The sequence below is a fragment of the Pseudomonas sp. RIT288 genome, from assembly GCF_000631985.1.
GTDB lineage: Bacteria > Pseudomonadota > Gammaproteobacteria > Pseudomonadales > Pseudomonadaceae > Aquipseudomonas.
Map to the genome: position 1 here is coordinate 37,192 of NZ_JFYN01000012.1, position 14,289 is coordinate 51,480.

The following is a 14,289-nucleotide window of genomic DNA, read 5'->3' on the forward strand; positions in this document are numbered from 1 at the left end:
GTTAAAGAGTCTCGGATCCGGTCAGGCGCTTGATGGTGCTGCGCAGGATGGTGCTGTCGGGCTGATCTTTGAGGTACTTGCCCCAGACTTGCTTGGCCTCGCGCTGATTGCCCTTGACCCACAGAACTTCGCCCAGGTGCGCGGCGACTTCGTGGTCCGGGAAACGCTCGAGAGCCTGACGCAGATATTTCTCGGCATCGTCCAGATTGCCCATGCGGAAATTCACCCAGCCGAGGCTGTCGAGTACCGCCGGGTCTTCCGGATTGATCTGGTGCGCCTGTTCGATCAGGGCCTTGGCTTCAGCGTAGCGGGTGGTGCGATCGGACAGGGTGTAGCCCAGCGCATTGAGCGCCATGGCGTTGTCCGGGTCGCGCTTGATGATCAGGCGCAGGTCTTTTTCCATCTGCGCCAGATCATTGCGTTTTTCCGCGAGCATTGCGCGGGTGTAGAGCAGATTCAGATCGTCCGGGTATTGCTGCAAGGCTTTATCCAGAGTTTTCCAGGCCTTGTCGTCCTGTTTGTTGGCCGACAGGGTTTCGGATTCGATCAGATACAGCTGGATCGCGTAATCCGGCTGGGCATCGCGCTCGGCCGCCAGTTTGCTCTGGGCTTCAGCGGTCTTGCCGTTGTTCATCAGAATATCGGCCTGACGCAGTTGTGCCGGCAGATAGTCGTTGCCCGGGCCGACCTGAGCGTATTCGATCAGCGCGCCTTGCGGGTCATTGCGTTCTTCAGCGATGCGCCCCAGGTTCAGGTGCGCCGAATCAACATGGCTTTCACGAGCGATCAGGTCTTCCAGATAACCCTTGGCCTCGTCCCAGGCCTTGGCTTCCAGGCACACCAGCGCCAGCGAGTAACGCAGTTCATCGTCTTCGGGGTATTGCTGAACCAGGGTGGAGAACTCGGCCTTGGCGTCGTCCATCCGGTCCTGTTCGACCAGCGTGCGCGCATAGGTCAGGCGCAGGCGTTTGTCGTCCGGGTATTTCTTGATGCTTTTCTGCAACAGCGGCAGGGCTTCGTCGCCACGATTCATGGTTTGCAGCAGGCGAGCGCGCAGCAGGATCGGAGCAATCTCGCCTTCTTCCGGCGGGTTGTCTTCGAGCAGGGTCAGTGCGGCTTTATTGTCGCCGTCCTGTTGCAGCAGCAGGGCCTTGCCGAAAATCAGCTGGCTGTTTTTCGGGTGGCGCTGCAGCAGACGGTCGAAACTTTTCATCAGGCCGTTGCGGGTTTCCTGATCGGTATCGGCCGCCGACAGGGCGAGGAAGTCGAAATGGGTGTCGCCCTTGCCCTGCAGGACTTTCTCCATATAGACCATGGAGTCGTCGTAACGCCCGGCGCGGGCCAGTTGCACGGCGGCGGCGCGTTGCGCTTCGAGGTCGTCCGGAGCGTTTCTCGCCCAGATCAGCGCGGTATCCAGCGCAGGCTGGTCCGCCCCCAGATACTCGGCGATACGGAACGCGCGCTCGGAAACCCCCGGGTCCTGAGTATTGATCGCCTGGGTCACGTAGTTGTCCAGGGCAATGTCGAACCGATTGCGCTGGCCGGCGAGTTCGGCGCTCAGCAGGCTGAAAACGGTTTCCTCGCTGAATGAGCTGTAAACCTTGGGTTTTTCAGGCGTGGACGCGGTGTCTTCGACCGGCGGGGTACCGTCCGGCGAAACGGGTGCCATGGCCTGGCAGCCGCTGAGGAAGACAAAAGCAAGGAGCAACGCGGAAGATCTATTCATATAGGAGAAGGACGACTAACCTGCGGTCGGATCATCATGACACAAGCCTTCGGTCAAACATAACCGCTCAGGCAATTTACGCTGATCCCTGTAGGCGCTGCCGCAGGCTGCGATCTTTTGATCTTGCTTTTGATCGGTAAAAACCAGAATCAAAAGATCACAGCCTGCGGCAGCGCCTACAGGGGTTGTGTGTACATGAACGAGAATGGATCGCAGCACGATGTGGAGACAATAAGGGCGATAGATATCCAATAGTTGTTCTGAATCTGACGAAGTAGGACAATTGCCGGCTTCACGTCACCATCAGCGACCTTGAATGGCCTTCCTTGCACTCGGTATTAACCACAAGACTGCTTCAGTAGACGTCCGCGAGCGCGTGGCCTTTACCCCTGAGCAGTTGGTTGAGGCCTTGCAGCAGCTCTGCCGACTCACCGACAGCCGCGAAGCTGCGATCCTCTCCACCTGCAATCGCAGTGAGCTTTATATAGAACAGGATCAGCTGTCTGCTGATCTGGTTCTGCGCTGGCTGGCCGATTATCACCATTTAAGCCTCGATGAGCTGCGCGCGAGTGCTTATGTGCATGAAGATGATGCGGCAGTTCGTCACATGATGCGCGTCGCCTCCGGGCTCGACTCGCTGGTGCTGGGCGAACCGCAGATTCTCGGCCAGATGAAGTCGGCCTACGCCGTGGCGCGTGAGGCCGGCACCATCGGCCCGCTGCTGGGGCGGCTGTTTCAAGCGACGTTCAATGCCGCCAAGCAAGTGCGCACCGACACAGCCATTGGCGAAAACCCGGTGTCCGTGGCGTTTGCCGCCGTCAGCCTGGCCAAACAGATTTTCAGCGACCTGCAACGCAGTCAGGCCCTGCTGATCGGCGCTGGCGAGACCATCACTCTGGTCGCCCGCCATTTGCATGAGCTGGGGGTCAAGCGCATCGTGGTTGCCAACCGTACGCTGGAGCGCGCGAGCTTGCTGGCCGAACAGTTCGGTGCGCATGCGGTGCTGCTGTCGGACATTCCGGCGGAGCTGGTGCGCAGCGATATCGTGATCAGTTCGACCGCCAGCCAGTTGCCGATCCTCGGCAAGGGCGCGGTGGAAAGCGCGCTGAAACAGCGCAAGCACAAGCCGATCTTCATGGTCGACATCGCCGTACCCCGCGACATCGAGCCGGAAGTCGGTGAACTCGACGACGTGTATCTGTACAGCGTCGACGATCTGCACGAAGTGGTCGCCGAGAACCTCAAGAGTCGTCAAGGCGCAGCCCAGGCGGCGGAAGAGATGGTCTCGGTCGGCGCCGACGATTTCATGGTGCGCCTGCGTGAGCTGGCGGCGGTCGATGTGCTCAAGGCCTATCGGCAACAGAGCGAACGCCTGCGCGACGAGGAGCTGCAAAAAGCCCTGCGTCTGCTGGCCAACGGCGGCAACGCCGAAGACGTGCTCGGGCAACTGGCCCGTGGCCTGACCAACAAACTGCTGCATGCTCCAAGCGTGCAGCTGAAAAAGCTTTCTGCCGAAGGCCGCCTCGATGCGCTGGCCATGGCCCAGGAACTCTTTGCCCTCGAGGGCTCACCGGATAGTTTTTCGGATAAAAAACCGCAATGAAAGCGTCACTGCTCAACAAGCTGGACACCCTCCAGGACCGTTTCGAGGAACTGACCGCGCTGCTCGGCGACGGCGAAGTCATTGCCGATCAGGCCAAATTCCGCGCTTATTCCAAGGAATACGCCGAACTTGAGCCGGTGGTGCAAGGCTATAAAAAGCTGCTCGGCGTACAAAGTGATCTCGAAGGCGCCCAGGCGCTGCTCAAGGACAGCGACCCGGACATGCGTGAAATGGCCGTGGAAGAAGTCCGCGAAGCCAAGGAATTGCTGATCAGGCTGGAAGATGATCTGCAGCGCATGCTGCTGCCCAAGGATCCCAATGACGGGCGTAACGTCTTTCTCGAAATTCGCGCCGGTACCGGTGGCGACGAGGCGGCGATCTTCTCCGGCGATCTGTTCCGCATGTACTCGCGTTACGCCGAACGACGTGGCTGGCGCGTGGAGATCCTTTCGGAAAACGAAGGCGAGCACGGTGGCTATAAAGAGGTCATCGCCCGCATTGAAGGCGACAACGTTTACGGCAAGCTGAAATTCGAGTCCGGCGCGCACCGCGTACAGCGCGTGCCTGCCACCGAATCCCAGGGCCGTATCCACACCTCGGCCTGCACCGTGGCGGTGTTGCCCGAGCCGGACGAACGGGAAGCCATCGAGATCAACCCGGCAGATTTGCGTGTCGACACTTACCGCTCCTCCGGGGCCGGTGGTCAGCACGTCAATACCACCGACTCGGCGATCCGCATCACGCACATACCGACCGGCACCGTCGTCGAGTGTCAGGAAGAACGTTCCCAGCACAAGAACCGCGCCCGGGCGATGGCCTGGCTGTCGGCCAAGCTCAACGACCAGCAGACCGCCGCAGCCGCCAATGCGATTGCCAGCGAACGTAAATTGCTGGTCGGTTCCGGTGATCGTTCCGAGCGCATTCGCACGTACAACTTTGCCCAGGGCCGGGTCACTGACCATCGCGTCAACCTGACCCTGTACTCCCTTGATGAAATTCTCGCCGGTGGCGTTGAAGCGGTGATCGAGCCTTTGCTGGCCGAATACCAGGCCGACCAGCTTGCAGCGATAGGTGAATAAATGACCATCATTGCCAGTCTGTTGCGCGCCGCCGAACTGCCGGACTCGCCGACGGCGCGCCTGGATGCCGAATTGCTCCTGGCCGCGGCACTGGGCAAGCCGCGCAGCTTCCTGCACACCTGGCCTGAGCGCATCGTGCCCAGCGAAGCGGCGCTGCTTTTCGCCGAGTACCTGCAGCGGCGTCGCGGCGGTGAGCCGGTGGCCTATATTCTCGGTCAGCAGGGGTTCTGGAAACTCGACCTGGAAGTGGCGCCGCACACGCTGATCCCGCGCCCGGATACCGAATTGCTGGTCGAGGCCGCGCTGGAGCTACTGGCAGCAACGCCGGCGAAAGTTCTCGATCTGGGCACCGGCAGCGGCGCGATTGCGTTGGCCCTGGCCAGCGAGCGTCCGGCGTGGAACGTCACGGCGGTGGATCGTGTGCTGGAAGCGGTGGCGCTCGCCGAACGCAATCGTCAGCGCCTGAATCTGAACAACGCTACGGTGCTGAGCAGCCACTGGTTCGGCGCCCTGGCAGGGCAGCGATTCAATCTGATCATCAGCAACCCGCCGTACATTGCCACCGCCGACCCGCATCTGGTCGAGGGCGACGTGCGCTTCGAGCCGGCCAGTGCGCTGGTGGCCGGTGTCGACGGGCTCGACGATCTGCGCCTGATCGTCGCCCAGGCCCCGGATCATCTGGAGGCCGGCGGCTGGCTGATGCTCGAACACGGCTATGATCAAGCCGAGGTCGTGCGTGATCTGCTGCTCACTCGCGGTTTTGAACAAGTCCACAGCCGCACCGATCTGGGCGGCCATCAACGGATCAGCCTGGGGCGCCTGCCGTGCTGAATGATCAGGAATTGCTGCGCTACAGCCGGCAGATTCTGCTGCAACACATCGACATCGACGGGCAACTGAAGCTGAAAGACAGCCGCGTGCTGATCGTCGGCCTCGGCGGTCTCGGTGCGCCGGTCGCGCTGTATCTGGCGGCGGCCGGTGTCGGTGAGTTGCATCTGGCGGATTTCGACACGGTCGACCTGACCAATCTGCAACGCCAGATCATTCATGACACCGACAGCGTCGGCATGAGCAAGGTCGACTCGGCGCTCAAGCGCTTGAGCTCGATCAACCCGGAGATTCAACTGGTTCCGCATCGTCAGGCGCTCGACGAAGATTCCCTGGCCGCCGCCGTCGCTGCGGTGGATCTGGTGCTCGACTGTTCCGACAATTTTTCCACCCGCGAAGCAGTCAACGCCGCGTCCGTGGTCGCGCGCAAACCGTTGGTCAGCGGCGCGGCGATTCGTCTGGAAGGGCAGTTGTCGGTGTTCGACCCGCGTCGCCCGGAAAGTCCGTGCTACCACTGCCTGTACGGGCATGGCAGCGAAGCCGAACTGACGTGCAGCGAGGCCGGTGTGGTCGGGCCGCTGGTGGGGCTGGTCGGCAGCCTGCAGGCGCTTGAAGCGTTGAAGGTGCTGGTGGGCTTTGGTGAGCCGCTGGTGGGGCGTTTGCTGTTGATCGATGCGCTGGGTTCGCGCTTTCGTGAACTGCGGGTCAAGCGCGATCCGGGTTGCAGCGTCTGTGGTTCGCAGCATGCGTGAGGCGCCGATCGCGGTGTTCGATTCCGGTGTCGGCGGCTTGTCGGTACTGGCTGAAATCCAGCGTTTGCTGCCCCATGAGTCATTGCTGTATTTCGCCGATTGCGGGCACATTCCCTACGGCGAGAAATCCCCCGAGTTCATCCGCCAGCGCTGCAACGTGATGGCCGGTTTTTTCCGCGAGCAGGGCGCCAAGGCCCTGGTGATCGCCTGCAACACGGCGACGGTGGCCGCTGTCGCCGATCTGCGCCGGGATTTCCCCGATTGGCCGATTGTTGGCATGGAACCAGCGGTCAAACCCGCTGCTGCCGCCACCCGTAGCGGTGTGGTTGGCGTACTCGCCACCACCGGCACGTTGCAGAGTGCCAAGTTCGCCGCGTTGCTCGACCGCTTCGCCGCTGACGTTCGTGTCATTACCCAGCCGTGCCCCGGTCTGGTGGAACTGATTGAAAGCGGTGATCTGCACAGCGCCGAGTTGCGCACGTTGCTCAAACAATACGTCGATCCGCTGCTGGCCAACGGTTGCGACACGATCATTCTCGGCTGCACTCACTATCCGTTTCTCAAGCCGATGCTCAAGACGATGATCCCCGACAGCATCAGTCTGATCGACACCGGCGCGGCGGTGGCGCGGCAACTGCAACGGTTGCTGGCCGAACGTGATCTGCTCGCTGAAGGGGCGAACCGCCCGGTCAGATTCTGGACCAGTGCCGACCCCGAGTTCTTCCGCAAGACCCTGCCCCTGCTGGGCCAAGTTGCCGGCGACGTCGAAAAATTCAGCTTGTAAAAAAAATGTGAAATAACTAAAAAACAGCTGAACTTCTAATCAGGCGCTAGCTTCTATAGCGATGAGTTATCTAGAAAACCAAACGATCGTTCCGGAAAAGGAAGTTTCAACGTGAAGCGACTATTCTGCTTGGCCGCGATTGCGGCCGCACTGATGGGGCAAAGTTTTACCGCACAAGCCGCAGGCGTCGAGTTTGCAGTGGGTGCGACCAGCGATTCGACCATGACTTATCGTCTGGGCATGAATTTCGATTGGGACAAGAGCTGGCTGCAAAGCGACGTTGGTCGCCTGACCGGTTACTGGAGCGGCGCTTACACTTACTGGGAGGGTGACAAGACTTCCAGCAACAACAGCCTGTCGTTCTCGCCGGTATTCGTTTACGAGTTTGCCGGTCAGTCGGTCAAGCCGTACGTTGAAGCGGGCATTGGTGTGGCAGCGTTCTCCAACACCAAATATGAAAGCAACAACATCGGCGGCTCTTTCCAGTTCGAAGACCGTATCGGTTTTGGTCTGCGCTTCAATGGCGGGCATGAAGTGGGGATTCGTGCGACGCACTATTCCAACGCCGGCCTGGCCAGCAGCAACGACGGTGTAGAAAGCTACGCGCTGCACTACACGATGCCGCTGTAAGCAAAATCCAAAGATCGCAGCCTGCGGCAGCGCCTACAGGAGATTGAGTTTTTTCCTGTAGGCGCTGCCGCAGGCTGCGATCTTTTTGCATCTAATCAACGGTAGGCAGTGGCAATGCCTTTGCGTTCTTCAATGCACTCCGGTGCGCCCATCTCGAATTCGCGACAGATCAGCGGGCGTCTTTCGTAGATCGTGCACATCATGCTGTCGCGATCCAGCGCCGCGCACCAGCCGTCGTCCAGACGCAGCATCACTTCACCACCCCACTCATCGGTATCGATAAAGCGTTCGGGCACGCCGGTGTCGGTGATCAGCATCACTTCGAGCTGGCAACAGCACGCAGCGCAGGTCGAACACGTGACCGCTGGCTCGATGATTTGCTGGTGGGGAATGGTTTTCATGGTGCGCAGTGTAAGGCAGCCGCCGGTTGCTGTGTGAAAGGCCTGACAGACGCTCAGTGCGCCAGCCGCCGAGCCATCGCATGCAGCAGCGGAAACAGCAGTGCCCAGAGCAGGCCGATGCCGATCAGGGTCGGCAGTTCACCGTAGGGAAACTGCACCCCGGCCAAACGTCCACCGCCGTAATAGGAGATGGCGCCACCCACCGCGCCGAGCACGCTGGCCAGCCACCATGGCCGGGCGCTCCATTGCAGGCAGTGCCGCAACGTGGTGGCAAGCAAGGCCCAAAGCAACATCAGCCAGAGCGGAATCAGCGGTGCCGGATCCTGAAAGTCGAAAACTCCCGCTGCGCGCAATACGCTGTCCACCGCCGTACCGACAATCACCACGCTGAGGATCAAACGGCCTTCCGCCGCCCAACTGCTGATCCAGCCCAGATGGATCACCAGCACCGCCAGGGCCAGCAGCAACCACAAACTGTTGCCGCCGAGCACGCAGGCCAGCCAGCCGACCTGGAACAGCACGGCATTGGTCAGCCGCTCAAGCATCGAAGCGTCCGAGCAACGGCGCCGGCATTGCGGCCGGTTTGGCCAGCAGCAGTTGCGCGGTGCCGATGGTGCGCTCGAGGAACCCGCCTTCGCAGTAGCACAGGTAAAACTCCCACAACCGCAGGAAGTAATCGTCGTAACCCAGCTCGCTCAAGCGGCCATGGGCGCGGCGAAAGTTTTCGTGCCACAGGCGCAGGGTCCGGGCGTAGTGCAGGCCGAAATCTTCCATGTGCAGCAGGTTCATGTCGGTCTCGCGGCTGACCACTTCGAGCATCTTCTGCACGCAGGGCAGGGCGCCACCGGGGAAGATGTAGCGCTGGATGAAGTCGACGCCGCGCTTGGCCTGCTCGTAACGTTGTTCACGGATAGTGATCGCCTGTAACAGCATCAGGCCGTTGCTCTTGAGCAGGTGCGCGCACTGTTTGAAGTAAGTCGGCAGGTAGCGGTGGCCGACCGCTTCGATCATCTCGATCGACACCAGTTTGTCGTATTCGCCGGTGAGGTCGCGGTAGTCCTTGAGCAGCAGCGTCACCCGATCCTGCAACCCCAGTGCTTCAATGCGCTTGGCGGTAAACGCGTACTGCTCTTTTGACAGCGTCGTGGTGGTGACGCGGCAGCCGAAATGCTGCGCGGCGTAGAGCGCCATGCTGCCCCAGCCGGTGCCGATCTCCAGCAGATGATCCTCGGGTTTGAGCGCGAGCTTCTGGCAGATTCGTTCCAGCTTGTTCAACTGCGCCTGCTCCAGGCTGTCGTCGGGGCTGAGGAACTGCGCCGCCGAATACATCATGGTCGGGTCGAGAAACTGTTCGAACAGATCATTGCCGAGGTCATAGTGCGCCGCGATGTTTTTCTGCGAACCCTTGCGCGTGTTGCGGTTGAGCCAGTGCAGGCCTTGCACCAGTGGCCGGCTGAGGCGGGCCAGACCGCGTTCCATGGCGTCGAGAACGTCGAGGTTGCTGACGAACACTCGCACGACCGCCGTCAGGTCCGGCGAACTCCAGTAACCGTGGATAAACGCCTCGCCGGCGCCAATCGATCCGTTTCCGGCGACCATGCCCCAGACCGCTGCATCCTGGACATGGATTTCGCCGAGCAGGTGGCTGCCCGGCGTACCGAACATCAGGCGTTCGCCGTCCTCGACCACCAGCAATTGCCCGTGTTTGAGTTGACTGAGTTGCCGCAAAACGCCGCGACGCAGCAGCGAACCGGTCAAACCGTTGGTGCTGAGGCGACTGACCGACAGGCTAGAGGATTTCATGGCGGTGCTCCTTGGGCGGCACAGTGGCGATCTGAAAGCTGCCGTCGGCAGCCTGATGAGCAAAAATCGGGGCACGCTTGAGCAACAGGCGCAGGGCTTGCCAATAAATCGCCAGACAGGTTTTCGCGGTCATCCACGGAAAACGTCGCAAATAGCGATGCAGGCTGCGGCGGTCGAGGGGTTCGCGCTGCAGATTGAGCGTGGCGTCGAACAGCTTGTGCTCGCCTTGCCAGTCGGCCATATGCACGCCGAGGGTTTGCGCGGCCGGGCTGAAACTCATGCGGTATTCGAGATCGCGCGGCAAAAACGGCGAGACATGAAAGGCCTTGGCCACGGCAAAGTGCTGGTGAAAGTCTTGCAGGTCGGTCAGTGTCCGGGCCGGCAGCACGTAGTGATAACGTTCGCGCCACGGCGTGTTGGTGACTTCGCAGAGAATCGCCGCCAGTTGTCCATCGGCCTCGTGGCAATAAAAGAAACTCACCGGATTGAACGCCAGACCCCAGCTGCGCGGTTGGGTCAGCAGGCAGATCGAACCTTGCGGTTGGTGGCCGATGGCGACGCCGACTTGCTGGCGCACCGCATCGATCAGGCGCATGCCGCTGCCGGTGAAGGTTTTCAGGTAGTCGGTTTCGCGAAACGAAAACGGCGCAAAGCGGCTGCGACTGGCAAACGGCGACAGGCCGAACACGGCGTCCTGTTCCGCCAGATCGAGGTACAACAAACCGATCCGGTAACGGAATTCGTGGCGTCTGGGCGAAAAGCGCCGATGGCCGATCCAGCCGCTGTACAGGGCACTGTTCATAAGTTTTCGCCGAAGGCGGCGGCTACGCGCAGGGCGCTGACCACACCGTCCTCATGAAAGCCGTTGGCCCAATAGGCGCCGCAGTAGTGGGTGTGCTGCTGACCGTCGAGTTCGGCCCAGCGGTTCTGCGCCGCCACGGCCGCGAGGCTGAATTGCGGGTGGGCGTAGGTGTATCGGGCAAGCACCTTGAACGGGCTGATCCCGGCGCTCTGATTGAGGCTGACGCAGAAGGTGGTGTCGCTCTGAATACCCTGCAGGATGTTCATGTCGTAAGTGACGGCCGCGTGCGTATGGCCCGCGCCGCTCAAGCGATAGTTCCAGCTGGCCCACGCCAGTTTGCGGGTTGGCAGCAGACGGGTATCGGTATGCAGCACAACTTCGTTATCGGCATAGGGCAGGGCGCCGAGGATCGACCGTTCCGCCTGGCTTGGCGTGCCGAGCAATTGCAGGGCCTGGTCGCTGTGGCAGGCGAGCACGACTTTATCGAAGCGCTCGATGCCCGCCGGGCTGTGGATAACTACGCCGTGTTCGTCGCGATCGATGCGCGTCACCGGGCAACTGAGGCGGATCTTGTCCTTGAACGCTGCAGTCAGTGGCGCGACATAGGCACTTGAGCCGCCCTCGATCACCTGCCATTGCGGGCGATCACTGACTGACAGCAGGCCATGATTCTTGAAGAAGCGCACAAAGAATTGCAGCGGGAAATTGAGCATCTCGGCCATCGGCATCGACCAGATCGCCGAGCCCATCGGCACGATGTAATGCAGGATGAAACGCTCGCCATAACCGCCGGCCTTGAGGTAGTCGTCGAGCGTGGTATCGGCAGCAATGCGTTGTTCGGCGAGGTCGCGCTGGGCTTCTTTATTGAAGCGCAGAATGTCGCGCAACATGCCCCAGAATCCCGGTGACAGCAGGTTGCTGCGCTGGGCGAACAGGCTGTTGAGGTTGTTGCCGTTGTATTCCAGGCCGGAGTCCGGGTCGGTGACCGAAAAGCTCATTTGCGTCGGTTTGAACGGCACGCCCAGTTGGCCGAGCAAACGAATGAAGTTCGGATAGGTCCAGTCGTTGAACACGATGAAACCCGTGTCCACGGCGTATTCGCGGCCATCGACGGTCACCTGCACGGTGTGCGTGTGACCGCCGACCCAGTCGCTGGCTTCGAACACCGTGATGTCGTGTCGGCGATTGAGCAGGTGGGCGCAGGTCAGGCCGGCGATCCCGCTGCCGACAATGGCAATCTTCATGTCGGGTCTCGCAGCGGTGGGTTGCTGCGCACCATGCGCTTGCCGATCGCCAGTTGCAGGCGCGCCGGCAGCTTCGACAAAGGCCATAGCGCCGCCATGAACAGCGCCGGAAAGGCGATTTCCAGTGGCCGGTTACCGAGGTGGCTGAAGATGTGCCGCGCGGCTTTATCCACAGGCCAGCTCAACGGCATCGGGAAGTCGTTCTTGGCGGTCAGTGGTGTTTCGACAAATCCCGGGCTGATGATGGTGACATCGATGCCCTCGACGGCCAGGTCGATGCGCAGTGATTCGAACAGATAGCGCAGCCCGGCTTTCGACGCGCCGTAGGCTTCGGCCCGAGGCAGCGGCAGGTAGGTCACGGAGCTGGCCATGCCGATCAGATGCGGCGCGGTGCCTTTGCGCAGCAACGGCAGGGCTGCTTCGATGCAGTAACTGCTGGCGAGCAGGTTGGTGCGCACCACGTGTTCGATGATCGAGGCATCGAACTGGCGGGCGTCGACGTACTCGCAGGTGCCGGCATTGAGAATCACGCTGTCCAGCGAGCCCCAGGCCTGTTCGATCCGCTGGCCGATTTCGCGCACGGTCTGACTGTCGGTCAGGTCGCCCGCGACCACCAGCACTTGCCCCGGATAACGTTGCGAAAGCACTTTGAGCGGTGCCACCTGGCGCGAACTGACAGCCAGATGCGCGCCGCTTTTCAGAATCTCTTCAGCCAGTGCTGCGCCGATGCCACTGCTGGCGCCGGTCAGCCAATAACGCCGTAGAGTTGTACGACTCATCCCATTCTCCTTTTCAACCAGGCGATCACCCGGCCCAATACGGGTAAATGTTCATACAAAAGGGCACCGGCATCGAAGTAATCCCGGTGGCGATAAACCTTGTCGCGCCAGAGCAGGTGCGAACACCCGGCGACGCGAATCAATTGACCACCGGCCAGACGCGGGTGGCGGTAACTCATGACCCAGCGCAGGTAACCTTCACCGTCAGCGATCTGGTCGAAGCCGTGGAAATCGAAGCGTAGCTCGCTGACGTTGGCGTACAGCTCGCTGAAGTAATGTTGCAGTTGCACCAGCCCCTGCACTTCATGCAGCGGGTCGGTGAAGTGAATGTCATCGCTGTACAGCTCGCCCAGGCGCTGCAAGTTGTCTTTGTCCAACCCGGCAAACTGGTGGGCGAAGCGGCGCAGGAATTCACTCATGGGCCTCTCCGAGAGACGAGCGCGACGGCAGGTTTTTGAAGGCGGCCAGCGCGCGTTCGCGTGAAGCCCCGAGATTGACGATCGGCGACGGATAGTTGGCGACGCCGAACAGCCCGCCGACACTCGCCGGGTTGTGCACTTCCTTCTTGTTCAGGCCGGCCAGTTCAGGCAGCCAGTGCTTGATGAACAAGCCTTCGCTGTCGAATTTTTCCGATTGGCTCAATGGATTGAAGATGCGGAAGTACGGCGCCGAATCGGTGCCGGTCGAGGAGCTCCATTGCCAGCCACCGTTGTTCGCCGCCAGATCACCGTCGATCAGGTGACGCATGAAAAAGCGTTCGCCTTCACGCCAGTCGATCAGCAGGTTTTTGGTCAGGAACATCGCCACAATCATCCGCAGACGGTTGTGCATCCAGCCGGTTTCCAGCAGTTGGCGCATGGCCGCATCGATGATCGGCAAACCGGTGCGCGCCTCTTGCCAGGCCGCGAGATCGTCCGGCGCATCACGCCAGGCCAAGGCTTCGGTTTCCGGGCGAAACGCGCGGTGACGCGAAACTCGCGGGTAGCCGACCAGGATGTGTTTGTAGAATTCGCGCCACAGCAGCTCGTTGATCCAGGTCACCGCGCCGACCTTGCCGCTGTCGAACTCGCCCTGATTACTTTGCAGGGCCGCCTGCAGGCATTGGCGTGGCGAGATCACCCCGGCGGCCAGATAGGCCGAGAGTTGACTGGTGCCGGGTTTGGCCGGGAAGTCGCGTTCGCTCTGGTAGTAGTCGATTTGTGCGTCGGCAAAGGTGTCGAGACGGCGCCGGGCTTCCTGTTCACCGGCCGGCCATAGCGCGCGCAAGGATTCGCTCGGCATTGCAAAACCTTCGACGGATGCCGGTACCGGATCGCTGTCGATGTTCAGCTTTGCCTGTTTGCCGGGCGTCTTCACCAGCGCCGGCATCGAGCGATGCAGGCGTTCATAGCAGACCTTGCGGAACTGGCTGAACACCTGAAAGTAGGTTTCGGTTTTGGTCAGTACCGTGCCGGGCTTGAACAGCAGTTGATCAAGATAGCTGTGGAAAGCGATGCCTTTGCTCTTCAGGGCCACGGCCACCGCAGCGTCGCGCTGGCTTTCGTGGATGCCATATTCTTCGTTGACGTGCACGGCCTGGACATTCAATTGCACACAAAGCTCGAGCAGCACCGCCGGGGCCTGATCCCAATGATTGGCGGTGCGCAGCAACAACGGGATGTTCAGCTCGCCGAGGCGGCTGCTCAGCTCACGCAGATTGCGCAGCCAGAAGTCGACCTTGCATGCGGCGTCGTCATGGTCCAGCCATTGCTGCGGGCTCAGCAGATACACGGCAACTGTTGGCCCACGCGCCGCGGCGGCCGCGAGAGCGGTGTTGTCATGTTGGCGCAAGTCGCTGCGCAGCCAGATCAATTGCATC

15 protein-coding genes are annotated in these 14,289 nt (G+C 61.0%); 6 read left to right on the plus strand and 9 right to left on the minus strand.

Going from position 1 to position 14,289, the window contains the following annotated elements; all coding sequences use genetic code 11:
* Position 1: 1 nt before the first annotated feature.
* A complete protein-coding gene (locus tag BW33_RS11845; RefSeq protein WP_047599166.1) occupies positions 2-1,726 on the minus strand; it encodes a tetratricopeptide repeat protein in 1,725 nt (574 codons plus the stop codon).
* Between the two features lie 316 nt (positions 1,727-2,042).
* Between BW33_RS11845 and hemA the strand changes: the two genes are divergently transcribed.
* The 6 genes from hemA to BW33_RS11875 all read left to right on the plus strand — a co-directional run bounded on the left by hemA (position 2,043) and on the right by BW33_RS11875 (position 7,402).
* Positions 2,043-3,329 (plus strand): glutamyl-tRNA reductase, encoded by a 1,287-nt coding sequence (gene hemA, locus BW33_RS11850; protein WP_047599168.1) that lies wholly within the window; start codon positions 2,043-2,045, stop codon positions 3,327-3,329.
* Entirely contained in the window at positions 3,326-4,408 is a 1,083-nt protein-coding gene (gene prfA / locus BW33_RS11855; RefSeq protein ID WP_027612234.1) for a peptide chain release factor 1, read from the plus strand. Before hemA ends, prfA begins: the two co-directional genes overlap by 4 nt.
* On the plus strand, positions 4,409-5,239 hold the full coding sequence (prmC, locus tag BW33_RS11860) for a peptide chain release factor N(5)-glutamine methyltransferase (protein WP_047599169.1): 831 nt from the start codon (positions 4,409-4,411) through the stop codon (positions 5,237-5,239).
* Complete coding sequence (locus tag BW33_RS11865; protein ID WP_047599171.1) at positions 5,233-5,988, plus strand: molybdopterin-synthase adenylyltransferase MoeB; 756 nt, start codon at positions 5,233-5,235, stop codon at positions 5,986-5,988. Before prmC ends, BW33_RS11865 begins: the two co-directional genes overlap by 7 nt.
* Entirely contained in the window at positions 5,981-6,772 is a 792-nt protein-coding gene (gene murI / locus BW33_RS11870) for a glutamate racemase (protein ID WP_047599173.1), read from the plus strand. The genes BW33_RS11865 and murI overlap by 8 nt, the downstream gene beginning before the upstream one ends.
* Before the next feature lie 111 nt (positions 6,773-6,883).
* Positions 6,884-7,402 (plus strand): acyloxyacyl hydrolase, encoded by a 519-nt coding sequence (locus BW33_RS11875; protein WP_047599175.1) that lies wholly within the window; start codon positions 6,884-6,886, stop codon positions 7,400-7,402.
* 95 nt (positions 7,403-7,497) lie between these two features.
* Here BW33_RS11875 and BW33_RS11880 read toward each other — a convergent pair whose 3' ends face one another.
* Genes BW33_RS11880 through phrB form a run of 8 tightly spaced genes read right to left on the minus strand, consistent with a single transcriptional unit; the run spans position 7,498 to position 14,288 of the window.
* Positions 7,498-7,803, minus strand: a complete 306-nt coding sequence (locus BW33_RS11880; protein ID WP_047599176.1) for a YkgJ family cysteine cluster protein — start codon at positions 7,801-7,803, stop codon at positions 7,498-7,500.
* A gap of 53 nt (positions 7,804-7,856) precedes the next feature.
* Positions 7,857-8,348, minus strand: a complete 492-nt coding sequence (locus tag BW33_RS11885) for a DUF2878 domain-containing protein (RefSeq protein ID WP_047599178.1) — start codon at positions 8,346-8,348, stop codon at positions 7,857-7,859.
* Positions 8,341-9,606, minus strand: coding sequence for an SAM-dependent methyltransferase (locus BW33_RS11890; protein WP_047599180.1), 1,266 nt, complete (start codon positions 9,604-9,606; stop codon positions 8,341-8,343). Before BW33_RS11890 ends, BW33_RS11885 begins: the two co-directional genes overlap by 8 nt.
* Positions 9,593-10,408, minus strand: a complete 816-nt coding sequence (locus BW33_RS11895) for a DUF1365 domain-containing protein (RefSeq protein WP_047599182.1) — start codon at positions 10,406-10,408, stop codon at positions 9,593-9,595. Before BW33_RS11895 ends, BW33_RS11890 begins: the two co-directional genes overlap by 14 nt.
* Positions 10,405-11,652, minus strand: coding sequence for an NAD(P)/FAD-dependent oxidoreductase (locus tag BW33_RS11900; RefSeq protein WP_047599183.1), 1,248 nt, complete (start codon positions 11,650-11,652; stop codon positions 10,405-10,407). Before BW33_RS11900 ends, BW33_RS11895 begins: the two co-directional genes overlap by 4 nt.
* The gene (locus BW33_RS11905) at positions 11,649-12,431 is read right to left on the minus strand and encodes an SDR family NAD(P)-dependent oxidoreductase (protein WP_047599185.1); all 783 of its coding nucleotides are present in this window, start codon (positions 12,429-12,431) and stop codon (positions 11,649-11,651) included. Before BW33_RS11905 ends, BW33_RS11900 begins: the two co-directional genes overlap by 4 nt.
* The gene (locus BW33_RS11910; protein ID WP_047599187.1) at positions 12,428-12,850 is read right to left on the minus strand and encodes a nuclear transport factor 2 family protein; all 423 of its coding nucleotides are present in this window, start codon (positions 12,848-12,850) and stop codon (positions 12,428-12,430) included. Before BW33_RS11910 ends, BW33_RS11905 begins: the two co-directional genes overlap by 4 nt.
* A complete protein-coding gene (phrB, locus tag BW33_RS11915; protein ID WP_047599719.1) occupies positions 12,843-14,288 on the minus strand; it encodes a deoxyribodipyrimidine photo-lyase in 1,446 nt (481 codons plus the stop codon). The genes BW33_RS11910 and phrB overlap by 8 nt, the downstream gene beginning before the upstream one ends.
* Position 14,289: the final 1 nt, after the last annotated feature.

Coding starts and splice junctions, on each gene's coding strand:
- BW33_RS11845 (WP_047599166.1), bottom strand. CDS start 1,726: ATGAATAGATCTTCCGCGTTGCTCCTTGCTTTTGTCTTCCTCAGCGGC.
- hemA (WP_047599168.1), top strand. CDS start 2,043: ATGGCCTTCCTTGCACTCGGTATTAACCACAAGACTGCTTCAGTAGAC.
- prfA (WP_027612234.1), top strand. CDS start 3,326: ATGAAAGCGTCACTGCTCAACAAGCTGGACACCCTCCAGGACCGTTTC.
- prmC (WP_047599169.1), top strand. CDS start 4,409: ATGACCATCATTGCCAGTCTGTTGCGCGCCGCCGAACTGCCGGACTCG.
- murI (WP_047599173.1), top strand. CDS start 5,981: ATGCGTGAGGCGCCGATCGCGGTGTTCGATTCCGGTGTCGGCGGCTTG.
- BW33_RS11880 (WP_047599176.1), bottom strand. CDS start 7,803: ATGAAAACCATTCCCCACCAGCAAATCATCGAGCCAGCGGTCACGTGT.
- BW33_RS11885 (WP_047599178.1), bottom strand. CDS start 8,348: ATGCTTGAGCGGCTGACCAATGCCGTGCTGTTCCAGGTCGGCTGGCTG.
- BW33_RS11890 (WP_047599180.1), bottom strand. CDS start 9,606: ATGAAATCCTCTAGCCTGTCGGTCAGTCGCCTCAGCACCAACGGTTTG.
- BW33_RS11895 (WP_047599182.1), bottom strand. CDS start 10,408: ATGAACAGTGCCCTGTACAGCGGCTGGATCGGCCATCGGCGCTTTTCG.
- BW33_RS11900 (WP_047599183.1), bottom strand. CDS start 11,652: ATGAAGATTGCCATTGTCGGCAGCGGGATCGCCGGCCTGACCTGCGCC.
- BW33_RS11905 (WP_047599185.1), bottom strand. CDS start 12,431: ATGAGTCGTACAACTCTACGGCGTTATTGGCTGACCGGCGCCAGCAGT.
- BW33_RS11910 (WP_047599187.1), bottom strand. CDS start 12,850: ATGAGTGAATTCCTGCGCCGCTTCGCCCACCAGTTTGCCGGGTTGGAC.
- phrB (WP_047599719.1), bottom strand. CDS start 14,288: ATGCAATTGATCTGGCTGCGCAGCGACTTGCGCCAACATGACAACACC.